This window comes from Amycolatopsis heterodermiae (genome assembly GCF_034929455.1).
GTDB lineage: Bacteria > Actinomycetota > Actinomycetes > Mycobacteriales > Pseudonocardiaceae > Amycolatopsis > Amycolatopsis heterodermiae.
In genome coordinates this window covers 452,322-468,889 of sequence record NZ_JAYFSI010000005.1, presented here as the reverse complement: position 1 = coordinate 468,889, position 16,568 = coordinate 452,322, and the positions used below count along the sequence as shown (strand labels likewise).

The window sequence follows — 16,568 nt, the reverse complement described above, 5'->3', positions numbered from 1 at the left end:
ATGGACCTGGTCGTACTCGAAGAGATCCGCCGGCTGAAGTACCGCTACCTGCGCGGCGTCGACCTGAAGCAGTGGGACGAGGTGGCCGACACCTTCACGGTGGACGCCACGGCCGACTACGGGACCCGCGCCACGGGCCGCGAAGGGCATCAGCTCGCCGGCCGGGACGCCATTCTCGAGTTCCTCACCAAGAGCCTCGGCAACGGCATCATCACCGTGCACCACGCAGGTCAGCCCGAGATCGACGTCGACGGCGACACCGCTACCGGGAGGTGGTCGTTCACCGACAAGGTGATCGTGCCCGACCACAAGGTGATCATCGACGGTGCCGCGTTCTACGAAGACACCTACCGCCGCGACACCGACGGCGCGTGGCGGATGACGCACATCGGCTACACGCGGACGTACGAGTCGATGACGTCCTGGGAGGGCAACCCGGGCTTCCGGCTGCTCGCGAACCGCTGGGCCGTTCCGGCATGATCGAGAACGAGTTCTCGCTGACGCGGCCGTTCGCCGACGCGATCGCCGAGGCCGAAAAGCTGCTCGCGCAGGCCCCGCCGGCGCAGACCGAGCAGGGCCTGCTGGAGGGGTACGACTACCTCGCGGGCAGCATCCGGGCGTCGCTGCAGATGGCCTGGGCCTACCAGCGCGACTTCCCGTACTTCACCGCCTCCACCGGGCCGTACACGAAGATGGGGCTGGACAACCCGGACACGCTCTACTTCAACGCGAACATCCGCGACGACCGCGAGTACCTGGTCACCGGCGTCCGGGGGACCACCGCCGACCTGAGCTTCCAGATCCTCAACGGCGACTACTCGCCGGTCGTGGTGCCCGACAGCCTCGCCGCGTTCGACGACCGGGCCATCGAAATCGGCGAAGACGGCCGGTTCGAGCTGCGCTTCGGCCCGGCGCGCGACAACCCCGGGCCGAACTACTTCACCCTGGGCCCGGGCTCGTCGATGCTCGTGGTGCGCGAGGTCCACAGCGACTGGGCGACCGAGAAGCGCGGTGAGATCCGCATCCAGTGCGTCGACACCGCCGGGCAGGCGCCGCCGGTACCGGACCGATCCGCGCTGGCGAAGCGCTACGGCGTCACCGGCAAGATCCTGCTGAGCCGGCTCAAGACGTTCCTGGCCTTCCCGAAGTGGTTCTACGACGACCTGCCGGTGAACACGATGACCGAGCCGCGCTCGACGCCGGGCGGGCTGACCACGCAGTTCTCGTCGGCCGGGCACTACGAGCTGGGCGACGAAGAGGCGATGGTCGTCACCGTGCCGAAGTGCGCGGACGCGCCGTACCAGGGCATCCAGCTGGGGAGTCTCTGGTACGTCTCGCTGGACTACATCAACCACCAGACGAGCCTCACCGCCGACCAGGCGCGCGTCGACCCGGACGGCAAGATCCGGTTCGTCATCAGCGAGCGCGATCCCGGCCTGGCGAACTGGCTGGAGCGCACCGGGCACGACCGCGGGTACGTCCAGATCCGCTGGCAGCGGCTCGCGCGCGACCTCGGCCCGGACGACGGCCCGGTCGTCGAGGTCGTCAAGGTGGACGACCTGCCCGACCGGGTGCCGTTCTACGACGAGGCCCGGGTGACGCCGGAGGAATGGGCGTCGAGGATCGCGGCCCGGCAGGACGCCGTCGCCGCCAGGATGCTGGGGTGAGCATGACGGAGTTGTTGCGGGACAAGGTGGTCGTGGTCTCGGGGATCGGCCCGGGGCTCGGCCGGTCGATCGCCGTGCGCAGCGCCATGGCCGGCGCGGACGTCGTGCTCGCCGCGCGCACCGAGTCGCGGCTCACCGAGGTCGCCAAGGAGGTCACCGACCTCGGCCGCCGCGCCGTCGCGGTCCGGACCGACATCGACGACGCCGACTCCGCCGCCAACCTGGTGAGCGAGGCCGTCGAGGCGTTCGGGCGGGTGGACGCGTTGGTGCACAACGCCTTCGCCGTCCCGCCGCTGACCGATCTGGCCACTGTGGACTTCGACGCGGTCCGCGCGGGTTTCGAAACCGCGGCGATCTCCGTGCTCCGGCTGACCCGGCTGTTCCTGCCCGCGCTCAAGGAGAGCAAGGGCTCGCTGGTGATGATCAACTCGGCCGTGCTGCGGCATTCGCGGCGGACGTTCGGCGCGTACAAGATGGCGAAGTCGTCGCTGCTGTCGCTTTCGCAGAGCCTGGCGAGCGAACTCGGGCCGGACGGCATCCGGGTCAACACGGTCGCGCCCGGGTACATCTGGGCGCCGAACCTCAAGTGGTACTTCAATTATCTGGCCAAGGAACGCGGTATCACGTCCGAAGAGGTCTACGCCGAAACGGCGTCCACAATAGACCTGCGGAAGCTGCCGGAACCCGACGAGATCGCCGACGCGGTGGTGTTCCTCGCCTCGCCGATGGCGCGCGCGATCACCGGGCAGTGCCTCGACGTCAACGGCGGCGAGTACCACCACTAGGAGGATCCATGCTCCCCGGCCGGGCCGACCTGGGCACGTTCGACGACCTGCACGCCTCGGCGTCGAAGCTCACCGGGCTCGACGACTTCGGCGGCGACGAATACGCCGAAGGCCTGCGTGTACTGCTGGAGTCGTTCGAGGCCGACGAGGACCTGACGCCGTTCGGGAACAAGGTGCACCGCGCGATGCTGCGCGGCGCACTCGTCGCCCGGCTGCTCAGTGAGGTGGGCTGGAAACAGCACCCGGCTTCGGCTTCCGTGGCGATCGAGCGGCCGATCTTCGTGACCGGCCTGCCCCGCACCGGGACAACGGCGCTGCACCGGCTGCTCGTCGAGGACCCCGCGCACCAGGGGCTCGAGGTGTGGCTCGCCGAGGTCCCGCAGCCGCGGCCGCCGCGTTCGACGTGGGCGGAAAACCCGGTGTTCCAGGGGATCCAGGCGGGCTACGAGCGCCACCACGTCGAGCACCCGGAGTTCATGGGGGTGCACCACATGTCGGCGGACCAGGTGGAGGAGTGCTGGCAGCTGCTGCGGCAGTCGATGCGGTCGGTGTCGTTCGAGTGCCTCGCGCACCTGCCGCGCTACTCGCGCTGGCTCGCGAAGCAGGACTGGACGGACGCGTACGCCCGCCACCGGCGCAACCTGCAGCTGATCGGACTGCCGGACGCGGGTAAGCGCTGGGTGCTGAAGAACCCGAGCCACCTGTTCGCGCTGGACGCGTTGATGGCGGCGTACCCGGACGCGCTGGTGATCCAGACCCACCGCGCGCCGCGCACGATCATGGGCTCGATGTGCAGCCTGGCGGAGAAGGCCGCGGACGGCTGGTCGTCGAGGTTTCGTGGCGAGGTGATCGGGCGTTCGCAGCTCGACCTGTGGGCGCGCGGCGCGGACGAGTTCCACGCGGCTCGCGCCCGGTACGACCCGGCGCAGTTCTGCGATGTGGCGTACGGCGACTTCGTCGCGGACCCGGTTGGCACGGTGTCCACTGTGTACGACCATTTTGGACTGACGTTGTCGCCCGAAGCGCGAGCCGCGATGACGGCGGTGCACGAGGAGAGCCGCACGGGCTCGGCGAAGCCGGTGCACAAGTACAGCCTGGCGGACTTCGGTTTGACGGCCGAAGAGGTCGACGAGCGGTTCGCGGATTACTTGCCTACCTTCGGCTCGTGAGTGGGAGACTGCCTCGTGTGTCTTCGAACTGGACGGCCATCGTCGCCGTGGCGGGAACGCTCCTCGGTTCCGGCCTGACCTACCTGTTCCAGCGGTTGACGTTGCGGCGGACCGCCGCGGAAGCCCGGAGCGAGAAGCGCCGTGAGGAGTTCACCAACGCCGTCGCCGCGTACGCGTCCGTGGCCGCCACGCTCAGGCGGGCGGAGTTCGATCGGGCGAAGAAGCGTCTCGAGGGTGTGAAGGGCGACGATCGCGAAGCGGTGCGGCAGGAGACGTACCACCTGCGTGCCGAGGCGCAGAGCGCCTACTACCTCGTCCGGCTCCTCGCCGACCCGGACATCGACGGGGAGCTGGTCCGCGACGCGGAAGACGTCATGAGCCGGTCACGGTTGATCACCGCGGAGTCGAACATGCTGAGCGAGGCACGCGAGCGGAGCGACGAAGCAGCCGAGGCTCTGGGCAGGTTCATCGACAAGGCGAACCGGCGCCTGTCGACGTTCTGAAGTCACCCGGCCGCGGCCTGCAGACCTCGCGTCCCGATGCCGCGCAGGACCTCGACGCGCTCGGAACCCGGGCGGCTCAGCACCCAGCTCGACCCGGGGACCGCCTTCGCGCGCTTCTTCAGCGGGGCCAGCAGGCGGGAAACCTCCTGGTACGACCGGATCGAGCCGCTCGCGCACACCAGCGTCGCCAGTGACACCGTCACCGGCATGCCGTCCGCCTGCCAGTGGCGGTCCAGCAGCGCTCCGGCCACCGTCGCGATCTCGTCGACGTCGCAGACCACCAGGAAGTCGTCGCCGCCGACGTGGCTGACCCGCATCCGCCGCAGGCCGCCGGACAGGGACGTCAGCGCCGCGCCCAGCTCGCGGATCAGGTCGTCGCCCGCGGCGAACCCGGCCGTGTCGTTGACCGTCTTGAACGCGTCGATGTCGAGCCACGCGGCGACGAACGCCTCGCCGATGGTGATGCGGCGGGCCAGGTCGCGGGCGACCGTGTCGCTGCCCGGCAGGCGGGTCAGCGGGTTGAGCGCCGCCGCGGCCTCGACCTTCGCCTCGGCCACGCCGCGGACCACCTCGGTCACCAGCACGACACCGACGCAGCGGCCGGCGTCGTCCACCACGACGACGTCGTCGCCGGTGCGGCCCCAGTCGGCGTCGGTGACCAGCTCGAGGAACTCCATCGCCCCGGCGCGCGCTTCGATCGTGTGCGGGGCGTCGGCGAGCCGCTTGGCCGGGCGCTTCGCGTGCAGCGCGTGGCCGTACGGCCCGGTGACGGCGACCAGGAACCGCGTCCGGTCGACCGACCAGCGGGGCCGGTTCAGCTCGTCGACGCCGATGACGCCCGACGGCGCGTCCGCCGCCGCGAGCACCTCGCGGACCTCGTCGCACGTCGCGGTCTCCGGCAGCGTCGTGGCCGGGCGCAGGAAGTCGCCGACGCACTGGGCCGGGCCCGGGGCGGCGGCGGTGGCGGGGGCCCGGTTGAGCAGGGCCGGGGCCGGGCCGGCGGCGGTCGGCGGGGCGAGCAGGTTGCCCTGCGCGATCCGGATGCCGAGCCCGCGGACGGCGTCGAGCTGGGCGTCGGTCTCCAGGCCGGTCGCGACCAGCCGGGTGCCGGTGCGGCTGGTGTAGTGCTGCAGCGCTTCGACGACGGCGACCGAGGACTGGTCGTCGGGCAGCCCGCGCAGCACGCTGCGGTCCAGCTTGATCAGGTCGACCGGCGCCTCGACCAGCAGGCTCAGCGGCAGGTCGCCGCGGCCGAGGCCGTCGAGGGCGAGCCGGAAGCCGAGCTCGGCCAGCGCCCGCATCCCGGCCAGCGCGCGCTCGGCCGGCAGCGGGGAGAACGGCGGGCCGATCTCGAGGACGACGTCGCGGGTGCGGCGCCCGGCGTCGCCGAGCTCGGCCAGCAGGTCGTCGAGCATCGCCAGTGGCGCGCCGAGCGTGCGGGCGGAGAGGTTCAGGTGCAGGGGCAGCGACGTCTCGTCCTGCCGGACGGCGGCGATCGCGAGGCCGAGGTCGACCTCGGCGAGCCGGCCTTCGCGGCGGGCCTGGGTCAGCAGCTCCGGGACGGTTCCGTTGCCCGGCCTGGCCAGCGCTTCGTGAGCCACGACGCCCCCCGTCTGGAGGCTGTACAGCGGCTGGAAGGCGAAGCGGACCGCGCGTGGCGACTTCACGCCTCCGATGCTCGCCGCTCGCGCGCCGAAACGAAACCCATGTCAGCTGATGTTCACCACGGCGGTGCCGGGGTTAGCCACATCGGAGTAACTCGCTGTGACACCTACCACTAGTTCGTCCTTGACTTATATAAGTGGGAGATTGTACTTTGGCCGGGTGCACGCGTTCGACGTCCTCGGCGACCCGGTCCGCCGCCGCATCCTCGAGCTGCTGGCCGACGGCGAACGGGCCGCCGGCGCGGTGACCGAGGTGATCCGGGCCGAGTTCGGCATCTCGCAGCCGGCGGTGTCCCAGCACCTGAAAGTGCTGCGTGACAACGGCTTCGCGATCGTCCGCCAGGAGGGCACGCGCCGGCTGTACGCGGTCGGGCACGAGCCGCTGCATGACATCGACGTCTGGCTCGCCCGGTTCCGCCGGTTCTGGACCCCGCACCTCGACGCGCTGGCCACCGAAATCGCCCGCGGCAAGCGCGCCCGCCGCCTCGCCGAACCACCAGAAGGAGACTCTCCGTGATCGACGTCAGCCACCAGATCAGCGCCGTCCGCCGGACGCTCGGCGACCGGGTGATCGACGCGAAGGACGCCCGCGTCCTGACCATCAGCCAGGTCTACGACACCGACGTCGACGACCTGTGGGACGCCTGCACGAACGCCGAGCGCATCCCGCGCTGGTTCCTGCCGGTCAGCGGCGAGCTGAAGCTCGGCGGGCACTACCAGCTGGAGGGCAACGCGGGCGGCACGGTCGAGCGCTGCGACCCGCCGCGCGGCTTCGCCGCGACGTGGGAGTTCGGCGGCAACGTCAGCTGGATCGAGGTGCGGCTGACGCCGGAGGGCGACGGCACCCGGTTCGAACTGGAGCACGTCGCGCACGTCGACGAGCGCTGGGACGAGTTCGGCCCGGGCGCGGTCGGCATCGGCTGGGACGGGATGCTGGTCGGCCTGGTCCTGCACCTGGCCGACCCGGGCACGGCCGTCGACGCCGAAGCGGCGATGGCCTGGATGATGTCGCCGGAAGGCATCCGGTTCATGACGGCGTCCGGCGAAGCCTGGTACGAAGCCGACGTCGCGGCGGGCGCCGACCCGGTCAACGCCCGCGGCGCGGCCGACCGCACCCTGGCGGCGTACACCACCCCGCCGGAGGCCTGACCAGCATCGTGTCGTCCACCCAGGTACGCGTGTCGTCCGTTCAGGTGCGACGCCGGCGTGAACGCGGATGGACGACACGCGTACTCAGGCGGACGACACGCGTACGCGGATGGACGACACGGTGTCAGCGTTCGGTGGTCTTGACCGCGGTCAGGGTGATCACCGTGTCGGGCGGGACCTCGGTGCCCGGGGCCGGGTCCTGGCCCGTCTGGACCCAGTTGCGGTCGACCAGCAGGGCGCGGCCCTGGCCGGTGCCGTCGACCTCGCGCAGGTTGTAGAGGCCGGCCTTCTGCATCGTGTTCTGGGCGTCCTGGTGGTTCATGCCGGAGACGTCCGGGACCTTGATCAGCTTGGCGGGGGCCGAGGTGGAGATCGACGTCGTGGGGGCGCGCACCGGATCGCCCGGTGGGGCGCCACACCCCGCCACGACCAGCGCGAACGCGAGCAGCAGGACCGGGGTTCGGGACATGGTGACCTCCTGGAACGAGGGGTACCCACGCCCGGGACGGCGTGCGCCCGCCGATCAGGTGAAGCCGGATAAGGTCGGGCGCATGGATCACGGCACCGAGACGGACCCCCGCGCGGCTCGACGGGACCCGGTGGCCAACGCCGGCGGGTTCACCGACCTGGCGAGCAGCCCGTTCCGGATCGACCGCGACCGGATCGCCGCGTCGCCGTTCTTCGCGCGGCTCGGCGGGGTGACGCAGGTGGTCAGCGCCGGCGGGGCCGGGCTGCTGCACAACCGGCTCACCCACAGCCTCAAGGTCGCGCAGGTCGCGCGGGCCATCGCCGAGCGGATCACCGCCGGGCCCGAAGCCGACCTCGCCGCGAAGCTGGGCGGCTGCGACCCGGACGTCGCCGAGGCCGCCGCGCTCGCGCACGACCTCGGGCACCCGCCGTTCGGGCACCTCGGTGAGCAGACGCTCGACCGCATCGCCCGGCACCGCTTCGGCCTCGCCGACGGCTTCGAGGGCAACGCGCAGTCGTTCCGCATCATCACCACGACTGACGTCCGCGGGCCGTCGGCGATCGGGCTCGACCTCACCACCGCGGTGCGCGCCGCCGTCCTCAAGTACCCGTGGCTGCGGCTGCACCACCCCGCGCCGCACCCGTCGGAGATGGACGTCCCGCCGCGCGGCGCCGCCGAGCCGGACGACCACCCGGGCACCGGCGCGGCCAAGTTCTCCGCCTACGCCACCGAGCTCGACGACTTCGAGCAGGCCCGCGCGGCGTTCACCGGGCGGATCGAGAGCTGGCAGCAGACCGTCGAGGCGTCCGTGATGGACACCGCCGACGACATCGCCTACGCCATCCACGACCTGCAGGACTTCCACCGCATCGGCGTCCTGCAGCACGCGCCGGTCGCCGCGGAGCTGGGGGAGTGGCTGCTGCACGCCGAGGAGCTCGCCGGGCTCGACGACGACACCCTGTACGCCGAACTGCGCCGCCCGGGCCGGTCGCTGGAACGCCTGCGCCGCCGGATGCACGCCAAGGACGCGTGGATCGTCGACGACGACGCCTTCGCCGCGGCGGTCGCGCGGGTGCGCGCGGAACTCGTCGACGGGCTGCTGGCCGGCGCCTTCGACGGCTCGACCGAGGCCGAGCAGGCGACGGCGGCGTTCTCCGCGAACTGGACCGCCCGCCTGGTCGACGGCGTGTTCGTGGTCGCTTCGCCGTCAACCCGCGCCGGCCACGTGACGCTGGCGACGGCCCAGTGGCACGAGGTCCAGGTGCTGAAGTTCGTGCACCGGCGGTTCGTGCTGCTGCGCCCGGACCTCGCGCTCCACCAGCGCGGCCAGGCCGGGGTGGTCGCGAGCCTGGTCGACGCGCTCGACGCGTGGCTGCTGGATCGCGACGAGGTTTCCCGGCTGCCCCGCCGCCTGCACGACCTGGTCGAGCTGGCCCGCGCCGAGTACACGGGCTTGGCGCGCACGGCACCCGAGCTGCTGGTCGGCGCCACGGGCGAGCCGGTCACCGGAGCGGACGCGGTGCGCAACCTCGCCCGCGGCCGGGCGGTGGTGGACTTCGTGGCGTCGCTGACGGACAAGCAGGCGGTGACGCTTTTGGACGCTTTGTCCGGGCGCTCGGCGCAGCCGTGGTCGGACTCGTTCGTCCTGTGACCGCCCGGTGTTCGCGCCCGGCGGGGCGGACGGTGACGCTTTTGGACGCTTTGTCCGGCCGATCCAGCCGGCCCCGGCCGGACTCGTTCGTCCTGTGATGTGGGAACGATCCCACGGGTTGTCCGGTTCTTGTCCATTCGTGAGCGCTGTGCGTCCTGTACCGCGATGAGCGGTTCCGCTGAACGGCCTACGACTTACGGTCCATTCCGGAAATTACCCATCCCATGTCACTCGAACGGCCGCTGCTTACAGGGAACTCACAGTACTTAGCTTGGTCCCGTCGGTGATCACCGGCGTCGGTCAGCGTGAGTCGGGGCACGCGCCTGGAGATATCGGAGGGCGCACGTGCGTCGTACCCGTTCCACGAGATCGAGATCCACTGTGCTCACGGCCGGGGCGGCGGCGTTGCTCGCCGCGCTCGGCCTGGTGTCGCCGCCCGCCGCGGGCGCCGCCACCGCGTCCACACCGGACACTTTCAGTGCCACCGCGCAGCAGCAGATCGCCGCGCTGCAGGCCGTCAAGGCCGGGAAGACCGCGGCGGAGTCCAAAGTAGACAGCAAGCTGCTCGTCGCCGAAAAGGGCGTGGGGAAGCAGCTGACCGCACTGCAGTCCGGGGCCGCCGTCTCGAAGACCGGCACGGTGCTGGTCGACATCCGCGCGACCAAGGTCTCCCCGGACCTCATCTCCGGGCTCACCAAGGCCGGGGCGGGCATCCGCGCGGTGTCCGACCGGTACGGCAGCATCCGGGCCGAGGTGCCGCTGGCCGCCGTCAGCGCGATCGCCGCCCGCGGCGACGTCAAGCGCGTCGAGCAGGCCGACCAGGCCCTCACCGCCCGCGAACTGGCCACCCCCGCGACGACGCCGGGCAAGGCCGCCGAGACCAAGCAGCAGAAGGCCGCCCGCGTTTCGGGTGAGCTGCAGAAGGCCCTCGCGAGCAAGTCCCAGCAGCGCAGCGCCGTCGCGGCCGCCCCGCTGACCAGCGAGGGCGACCGCGCGCACAACGCCGACATCGCCCGCCAGCAGTTCGGCGTCACCGGCGTCGGCGTCAAGGCGTGCGCCCTGTCCGACGGCGTCGACTCCCTGGCCACTTCGCAGGCCAAGGGTGAGCTGCCGCCGAACGTCGACGTCATCGCCGGGCAGGAGGGCGACGGCGACGAGGGCACCGCGATGCTCGAGATCATCCACGACCTCGCGCCCAAGGCCGCGCTCGGCTTCGCGTCGGCGTTCAACTCCGACGCCAGCTTCGCGGACAACATCCGCAAGCTGCGCTTCGAGTCGCACTGCGACGTCATCGTCGACGACGTCATCTACTTCAAGGAATCCCCGTTCCAGGACTGGATCATCGCCCAGGCCGTGAACGACGTGACGGCCGACGGCGCGCTGTACTTCTCCTCGGCGGGCAACGAGGGCAACGTCCTCGACGGCACCGCCGGGCACTGGGAAGGCGACTTCGTCGACTCCGGCAAGTCGGTCGGCAAGTTCGCCGGTGTCGCGCACAACTTCGCCGGCGCGGCGGGCAACCAGATCTACGAGCCCGTCTCGGACGCGTCCTCGGCCGGCGTGCCGGTGACGCTGCACTGGTCGGACCCGCTCGGCGCCTCGTCGAACGACTACGACCTCTACCTGCTCGACTCGACGGGCGCGGTCGTCAGCTTCAGCCAGGACGTCCAGGACGGCACTCAGGACCCGTTCGAGATCCTGCAGACGCCGGTCTTCGGCGGCTCGGGCCTGCGCCTGGCCGTCGTGAAGTTCTCCGGTGCGAACCGCTACCTGTCGCTGTCCGCGCTGCGCGGGCGGTTCAAGGACTCGGCGGACGGCCTCAAGGCCTACAACACCCCGGGCGTGACGGTCGGCCACTCGGCCGCGCGCGACGCCTTCAGCGTGGCCGCCACCCCGGCGGCCGCGGCGTTCGGCCGTCCCCTCGAGCCGGGCGACCCGGCCAACCCGGCCGGCCCGTTCCCGGGCTCGTTCAGCAGCTCGTCGAAGGCCGAGCGGTTCAGCTCCGACGGCCCGCGGCGCGTGTTCTACGAGGCCGACGGCACCCCGATCACCCCGGGCAACGTCTCCTCGACCGGTGGTGAGGTCCGGAACAAGCCGGAGATCACCGCGGCCGACGGCGTGCAGACCAGCGTGACCGGCTTCAGCCCGTTCTTCGGCACGTCGGCCGCCGCGCCGCACGCCGGGGCCATCGCGGCGCTGGTGCTCTCGGGCAACCCCGGCCTGCCGCCTTCGGAGGTCCGGGAAGCGCTGCTCAACACCGCCGTCGACATCGAGACCCCGGGCCGGGACAACGTCACCGGCGCCGGCGTCATCCTCGCCGACAAGGTGCTCGCCTACACCGGTGCCAGCCCGCAGCCGCTCGCGGTGGCCAAGCAGCCGACGGTCACCCCGGCCGACGGCGGCTCCGCGCTCGACCCGGGCGACACCGCCAAGGTGACCCTGCCGGTGACCAACGACGGTGACGGCGCCGCCGTCTCCACGAGCGTCGTGCTCACCAGCCCGACCCCGGGCGTCACCGTGGCGCCGCGCTCCAAGTCCTACGGCACCATCAGCCCGGGACAGACCGGCGTCAACGACTTCACCATCACCGTCCCGGCGAGCCAGCAGCTCGGCGTGCCGGTCGTGCTGAACGCCAAGGTCACCTTCGCCGGTGCGCACTCGCCGACGACGTCGACGTTCTCGCTCCCGGTCGGCACCCCGTCGCCGGTCGCGCAGGACTTCGCCTACACCGGCGCGCCGGTGGCGATCCCGGACAACAGCCCGGTCGGCGCTTCGGTGAGCATCCCGGTCACCGGGGTCGGCCGCGCGTCGAAGGTGTCGTTCTCGGTGGACGGCACCACCTGCAGCACCGACCCGCTCTCGACCACGGTCGGCCTGAACCACTCCTACGTCGGTGACCTGGTCGGCTCGCTGACCTCGCCGTCCGGGGCCAAGGCCACGGTGTTCCAGCGCAACGGCGGTTCGGGCAAGAACCTGTGCAAGGTCGTCTTCGCCGACGACGCCGCGGTCCCGTTCAGCACGGTGACGGCGTCCAACGCGCCGTTCACCGGCTCGTACAAGCCGGCGAACGCCCTCGGCAGCCTCACCGGTGCCGTCGTCGACGGCAGCTGGACGTTCTTCGTGACCGACGTGGCCGGTGGCGACGTCGGCTCGATCCGCTCGGTCGCCCTGCACATCAACGGGTTCGTCCAGCCCGCGGGGGCCGGCCGTCCGTCGAACGTGCACAGCGTGACGAACAACGGTCCGGTGCACCCGCAGTAACCTGATCGGATAACGGAAACCACGGGGCCGTCGCGGAAACGCGGCGGCCCCGTACCGTTGGGCCCATGGCGAAGGCACGGGAGGTCGCGGGCGGCGGGCGCGCGGTCGAGGTCCCGCCGGACCGGCTCGCCGGCTGGTTCGACCGGTTCGCCGGGCGGCACGACGGCGTCGTGACGACCGAGGCCACCCCCGGCGAGGTCCGGGTGGTCGCGGGCGACGGCACCACGGCGGTCGCGACCGTCCCTTTCGGACCGTCGGAAGTCCTTTCGCTCGAAGGCCTTGTGGCGCACGCGTTGGCACCACGCCGGATCGCGCTCCTGCTGGTGCGGCTCGGCAGCCACAGCGTCGGCATCGCCTACGACGGCCGGGTCGAGGTCTCCCGCACCGATCGGCACCTCGTCCACGGCCGGTCCGCCGCGGGCGGCTGGTCGCAGCAGCGCTTCGCCCGGCGTCGGGACGGACAGGCGCGCCACGCGCTGCAGGCGGCCGCGCGCGACGCCGCCGAGGTGCTCGTCCCCCGACTGTCCGAAGTGGACGCCGTCGTGCTCGGCGGCGACCGGCGGGCCCTGGACGAGCTGCGCACGGACCGCCGCTTGGCGCCGCTGTTCGCCCGCGCCGAGCCGCGCGTGCTGGAGCTCGGCGAGCCGAGCCGCGGCCTGCTGGAAGAAGCCGCCGTCCGGGCCCTCGACGTGGAGATCACGCTGCGCGACGGGTGAGCCCGCACACGTCGCCGAAAACCCGTGGACACCGCCCCGTACACTGGTTGCGTGGAGATCCTTCTGGAGTGAGCCGTCGCGCCGGTCAAACCCGACCGGCTGCTTGACGCTGTCCACCTTTCACCCCCTTTTACCGGGAGTTTTCCTTGATCACGGCCACCGGCCTTGAGCTGCGCGCGGGTTCGCGCATCCTGCTCGACGGCGCGACCATCCGCATCCAGCCCGGCGACCGCATCGGCCTCGTCGGCCGCAACGGCGCGGGCAAGACCACCTCGCTGAAGGTCCTCGCCGGCGAAGGCGAGCCGCACGCGGGCGAGGTCCGCCGCAGCGGCGAGCTCGGCTACCTGCCGCAGGACCCGCGCGAGGGCGACCTGTCCGTCACGGCGAAGGACCGCGTGCTCTCCGCGCGCGGCCTCGACAAGCTGATGCGCGACATGGAGAAGGCCCAGGCCCTGATGGCCGAGCTGGTCGACGACGCGCAGCGCGACAAGGCGATCGACCGCTACGCCCGGCTCGAAGAGCGGTTCTCTTCGCAGGGCGGGTACGCCGCCGAAAGCGAAGCGGCCCGCATCTGCTCCAACCTCGGCCTCGCCGACCGGGTGCTCTCGCAGACGCTGGGGACGCTCTCGGGCGGCCAGCGCCGCCGCGTCGAGCTGGCCCGGATCCTGTTCGCCGCGGCCGAGGCCGGCGCGGGCGGCAAGTCCGAGACGATCCTGCTGCTCGACGAGCCGACCAACCACCTCGACGCCGACTCCATCAACTGGCTGCGCGGGTTCCTCAAGCAGCACGACGGCGGCCTGGTCGTGATCAGCCACGACGTCGAGCTGCTCGGCGACGTCGTCAACAAGGTCTGGTTCCTCGACGCCACCCGCGGCGAGCTCGACCTGTACAACATGAGCTGGCAGCGGTACCTGGACGCGCGCGCCACCGACGAGAAGCGCCGCCGCCGCGAGCGCGCCAACGCCGAGAAGAAGGCGTCGGCGTTGCAGACGCAGGCCGCGAAGCTCGGCGCGAAGGCGACGAAGGCCGTGGCGGCCAAGAACATGGCGCGGCGCGCGGAGCAGATGCTGTCCTCGCTCGACGCCACCCGCCAGGCCGACAAGGTCGCCCGGATCAAGTTCCCCGAGCCCGCGCCCTGCGGCCGCACGCCGCTCATGGCGGAGGGGCTGTCGAAGTCGTACGGCTCGCTCGAAATCTTCACCGGCGTCGACCTCGCCGTCGACCGCGGCTCGAAGGTGGTCGTGCTCGGGTTGAACGGCGCCGGAAAGACCACTTTGCTCCGGCTGCTCGGCGGAATGGAAACGCCGGACACCGGCGGCATCGTCCCGGGTCACGGAATGCGTTTGGGCTATTACGCACAGGAACACGAAACTCTTGATCATGATGCGTCGGTGTGGGAAAACATCCGACATCTCGCTCCGGACACGGGCGCGCAGGAGTTGCGGAACCTCCTCGGTTCGTTCCTCTTCACCGGCGAACAACTCGACCAGCCCGCCGGCACGCTTTCCGGCGGTGAGAAGACCCGGCTCGCCCTGGCCGGCCTGGTCTCCAGCGCTGCCAACGTGTTGCTGCTCGACGAGCCGACGAACAACCTGGACCCGGCCAGCCGCGCCCAGGTCCTGGACGCTTTGCGTAGTTTCTCGGGTGCCGTCGTCCTGGTGACGCACGACCCGGGCGCGGTCGAAGCCCTGGAGCCGGAGCGGGTCATCCTGCTGCCCGACGGCACCGAGGACCATTGGTCGCCGGACTATCTGGAACTTGTCCAGCTTGCGTGAGCCGTGCGTCCATTCGGGTGCAAGATCACTGCCGGTGAGGCACTGGAATGGCCCAATGTGATCGCAGTTTCGGCCGTTTTAGGGCTGTCGTCTGGCATTCCGGCGCTCAGTGTTCGATCATTGCCCCGGCAGGGGCCGATATGTGGCCCAGAACACTCTCGGCGGGAAGGCGATCGACGTGGCTGATCTCAAGAAAGGCGCGCGGATCACCGGCAACACGCGCGACAAGCTGGCCGCTGACCTCAAGAAGAAATACGAGAAGGGCTCGAGCATCCGGGCCCTCGCGGAGTCGACGGGCCGCTCCTACGGGTTCGTCCACCGGGTGCTGTCGGAGTCCGGCGTTCAGCTGCGGGGGCGCGGCGGGGCCACTCGGGTCAAGAAGAAGTAGCCGCTGACTGCTGCGCGGGGGGCGCAGCGGGACCGTGAGTCCCGGCTTCGGCCATGCGGAACACCAGGTACCCGCCGAGGAGGACCAGCGGGTACACCAGGTAGCCGTAGCGAGTGGCCGGAGTCAGCAGGATCAACGCGCCGAGTCCGACGGCGATGCGCAGCAGTGCACCGGAGCCGTTCGCGGGGGGCCGGCGCACCAGCCAGACCAGCATCGCGACGGCCGCGGCGCCGACGAGCACGAACGCCGCCACCTGGCCGATCGCCCCGGTTTCGGCGATGAGGTGACCCGGCAGCGGGCTCGCCGCGGGTGACCGCACGACACCCATCCCCAGTGGGAACCGGAAGACGTGCTCCACGAACGCCGCCGGATCCACCAGGTACACCGGCAGGTGCAGCACGGCCGTCGTGGCCACCAGGGCGATCGCGAACCGCGCCAGCGCGGGCCAGTCGAGCCCCTTTCCCCGGCGTACCAGCACGAAGACGGCCAGCACCGCGGCCGCGGGCGCGACGATCAGCTTCGCGCTGACCACCAGCGCGAGCACGACACCCGCCCAGGCACCGCGTCCGGTCGCGGCGAGTGCGCACGCGAGCACCAGCAGTCCCACGATGGCCAGGTCCGGGCCGGCCACGGCCCAGGTGAGCGCGGTCAGCGGGCAGGCCAGCGCGAGCTGCGCGGCACCGACCGGGACCCGCGGCCACTTCAGCAGTTTCAGCGTGCCGAGCACGCACGCGCAGGCCGCGAGCGCGAACATCCAGCGGGCGTCGGTGAGGGCGTCGGTCAGCGGGGTGCCGCCGAACAGCGCCCGCGGCAGGCCGAAGACCGTCATCACCGGGCCGTAGGGCGTGTAGTCGTTGACCACCGGCGCCCGGCCGAGCGCGGTGACGTCGACGTACGGGGTTCCGTGGTGCAGCAGCAGATCCGCGGACCGCTCGATCACCCAGACCTCGGGCTGGGCGGCCCACGAGACCGGCGTGATCAGCCAGTCCACTCCGGTCAGGCGGCGAATCACCAGGACTGCCAACGGAAGGATCATCGCCAACAGGGCGACGGCGGCGATCCCGCACCAGCGCGAACCGAGTAGGCCGCGTGGCGTACGCCCGTTGCGTGCGGACAGCAGCAGCCAGCCGCTGTGCAGCGCGCCGAAGCCGTACGCGGCCGTCGCGAAGTTGCCCCAGACGCGGTAGCCGTAGAACTCGGCGACGAGCGCGGTCGGCAGCGCGAAGGCCAGGCAGCCGAGGTAGAAGCCCAGGTCCCACTTCAGCGGGCCGGGCCCGGGGGAGTGGGCCGTTGCCGTGAAGAACCGCACCACGCGCCCCCGCTCGGGCGCCAGGCCCACCTCCGTTTCCACCAGGTCAGGCTACCGAGCGG

The 16,568-nt window shown here is 71.4% G+C and carries 15 protein-coding genes; 12 read left to right on the top strand and 3 right to left on the bottom strand.

Going from position 1 to position 16,568, the window contains the following annotated elements:
- From VA596_RS24320 to VA596_RS24300, 5 genes are read left to right on the top strand one after another with little or no spacing between them, the layout of a single operon-like run.
- Positions 1–480, top strand: a complete 480-nt coding sequence (locus VA596_RS24320) for a nuclear transport factor 2 family protein (RefSeq protein ID WP_323330350.1) — start codon at positions 1–3, stop codon at positions 478–480.
- On the top strand, positions 477–1,667 hold the full coding sequence (locus VA596_RS24315; protein ID WP_323330348.1) for a hypothetical protein: 1,191 nt from the start codon (positions 477–479) through the stop codon (positions 1,665–1,667). The genes VA596_RS24320 and VA596_RS24315 overlap by 4 nt, the downstream gene beginning before the upstream one ends.
- A gap of 2 nt (positions 1,668–1,669) precedes the next feature.
- The gene (locus VA596_RS24310) at positions 1,670–2,452 is read left to right on the top strand and encodes an SDR family oxidoreductase (protein ID WP_323330554.1); all 783 of its coding nucleotides are present in this window, start codon (positions 1,670–1,672) and stop codon (positions 2,450–2,452) included.
- Between the two features lie 8 nt (positions 2,453–2,460).
- Positions 2,461–3,621 (top strand): sulfotransferase family protein, encoded by a 1,161-nt coding sequence (locus VA596_RS24305; RefSeq protein ID WP_323330346.1) that lies wholly within the window; start codon positions 2,461–2,463, stop codon positions 3,619–3,621.
- 17 nt (positions 3,622–3,638) lie between these two features.
- Entirely contained in the window at positions 3,639–4,124 is a 486-nt protein-coding gene (locus VA596_RS24300) for a hypothetical protein (RefSeq protein WP_323330344.1), read from the top strand.
- Between the two features lie 2 nt (positions 4,125–4,126).
- On the opposite strand, the gene VA596_RS24295 is transcribed toward VA596_RS24300, so the two are convergent.
- A complete protein-coding gene (locus VA596_RS24295; RefSeq protein ID WP_323330342.1) occupies positions 4,127–5,791 on the bottom strand; it encodes a GGDEF domain-containing protein in 1,665 nt (554 codons plus the stop codon).
- 157 nt (positions 5,792–5,948) lie between these two features.
- Between VA596_RS24295 and VA596_RS24290 the strand changes: the two genes are divergently transcribed.
- Both VA596_RS24290 and VA596_RS24285 read left to right on the top strand, forming a co-directional pair.
- Complete coding sequence (locus VA596_RS24290; protein ID WP_323330340.1) at positions 5,949–6,305, top strand: ArsR/SmtB family transcription factor; 357 nt, start codon at positions 5,949–5,951, stop codon at positions 6,303–6,305.
- On the top strand, positions 6,302–6,937 hold the full coding sequence (locus VA596_RS24285) for an SRPBCC family protein (protein ID WP_323330338.1): 636 nt from the start codon (positions 6,302–6,304) through the stop codon (positions 6,935–6,937). Before VA596_RS24290 ends, VA596_RS24285 begins: the two co-directional genes overlap by 4 nt.
- A gap of 124 nt (positions 6,938–7,061) precedes the next feature.
- On the opposite strand, the gene VA596_RS24280 is transcribed toward VA596_RS24285, so the two are convergent.
- Positions 7,062–7,406, bottom strand: coding sequence for a PASTA domain-containing protein (locus tag VA596_RS24280; protein WP_323330336.1), 345 nt, complete (start codon positions 7,404–7,406; stop codon positions 7,062–7,064).
- A gap of 82 nt (positions 7,407–7,488) precedes the next feature.
- On the opposite strand from VA596_RS24280, the gene VA596_RS24275 reads away from it, so the two are divergent.
- The 5 genes from VA596_RS24275 (at position 7,489) to VA596_RS24255 (ending at position 15,197) form a co-directional block, all read left to right on the top strand.
- Positions 7,489–9,057, top strand: coding sequence for a deoxyguanosinetriphosphate triphosphohydrolase family protein (locus VA596_RS24275; protein WP_323330334.1), 1,569 nt, complete (start codon positions 7,489–7,491; stop codon positions 9,055–9,057).
- 381 nt (positions 9,058–9,438) lie between these two features.
- Positions 9,439–12,318, top strand: a complete 2,880-nt coding sequence (locus VA596_RS24270) for a S8 family serine peptidase (RefSeq protein WP_323330332.1) — start codon at positions 9,439–9,441, stop codon at positions 12,316–12,318.
- Between the two features lie 65 nt (positions 12,319–12,383).
- Complete coding sequence (locus VA596_RS24265; RefSeq protein WP_323330330.1) at positions 12,384–13,034, top strand: acVLRF1 family peptidyl-tRNA hydrolase; 651 nt, start codon at positions 12,384–12,386, stop codon at positions 13,032–13,034.
- Between the two features lie 146 nt (positions 13,035–13,180).
- Positions 13,181–14,809, top strand: a complete 1,629-nt coding sequence (locus VA596_RS24260) for an ABC-F family ATP-binding cassette domain-containing protein (protein WP_323330327.1) — start codon at positions 13,181–13,183, stop codon at positions 14,807–14,809.
- A gap of 178 nt (positions 14,810–14,987) precedes the next feature.
- The gene (locus VA596_RS24255) at positions 14,988–15,197 is read left to right on the top strand and encodes a helix-turn-helix domain-containing protein (RefSeq protein WP_003071237.1); all 210 of its coding nucleotides are present in this window, start codon (positions 14,988–14,990) and stop codon (positions 15,195–15,197) included.
- Here the strand turns inward: VA596_RS24255 and VA596_RS24250 are convergent.
- The gene (locus VA596_RS24250; RefSeq protein WP_323330553.1) at positions 15,184–16,509 is read right to left on the bottom strand and encodes a glycosyltransferase 87 family protein; all 1,326 of its coding nucleotides are present in this window, start codon (positions 16,507–16,509) and stop codon (positions 15,184–15,186) included. The genes VA596_RS24255 and VA596_RS24250 overlap by 14 nt on opposite strands.
- Positions 16,510–16,568: the final 59 nt, after the last annotated feature.

Excerpts from the sequence above, each read along its gene's own strand:
- VA596_RS24320 (WP_323330350.1), top strand. The coding sequence starts at position 1 with ATGGACCTGGTCGTACTCGAAGAGATCCGCCGGCTGAAGTACCGCTAC.
- VA596_RS24315 (WP_323330348.1), top strand. The coding sequence starts at position 477 with ATGATCGAGAACGAGTTCTCGCTGACGCGGCCGTTCGCCGACGCGATC.
- VA596_RS24310 (WP_323330554.1), top strand. The coding sequence starts at position 1,670 with ATGACGGAGTTGTTGCGGGACAAGGTGGTCGTGGTCTCGGGGATCGGC.
- VA596_RS24305 (WP_323330346.1), top strand. The coding sequence starts at position 2,461 with ATGCTCCCCGGCCGGGCCGACCTGGGCACGTTCGACGACCTGCACGCC.
- VA596_RS24280 (WP_323330336.1), bottom strand. The coding sequence starts at position 7,406 with ATGTCCCGAACCCCGGTCCTGCTGCTCGCGTTCGCGCTGGTCGTGGCG.
- VA596_RS24275 (WP_323330334.1), top strand. The coding sequence starts at position 7,489 with ATGGATCACGGCACCGAGACGGACCCCCGCGCGGCTCGACGGGACCCG.
- VA596_RS24265 (WP_323330330.1), top strand. The coding sequence starts at position 12,384 with ATGGCGAAGGCACGGGAGGTCGCGGGCGGCGGGCGCGCGGTCGAGGTC.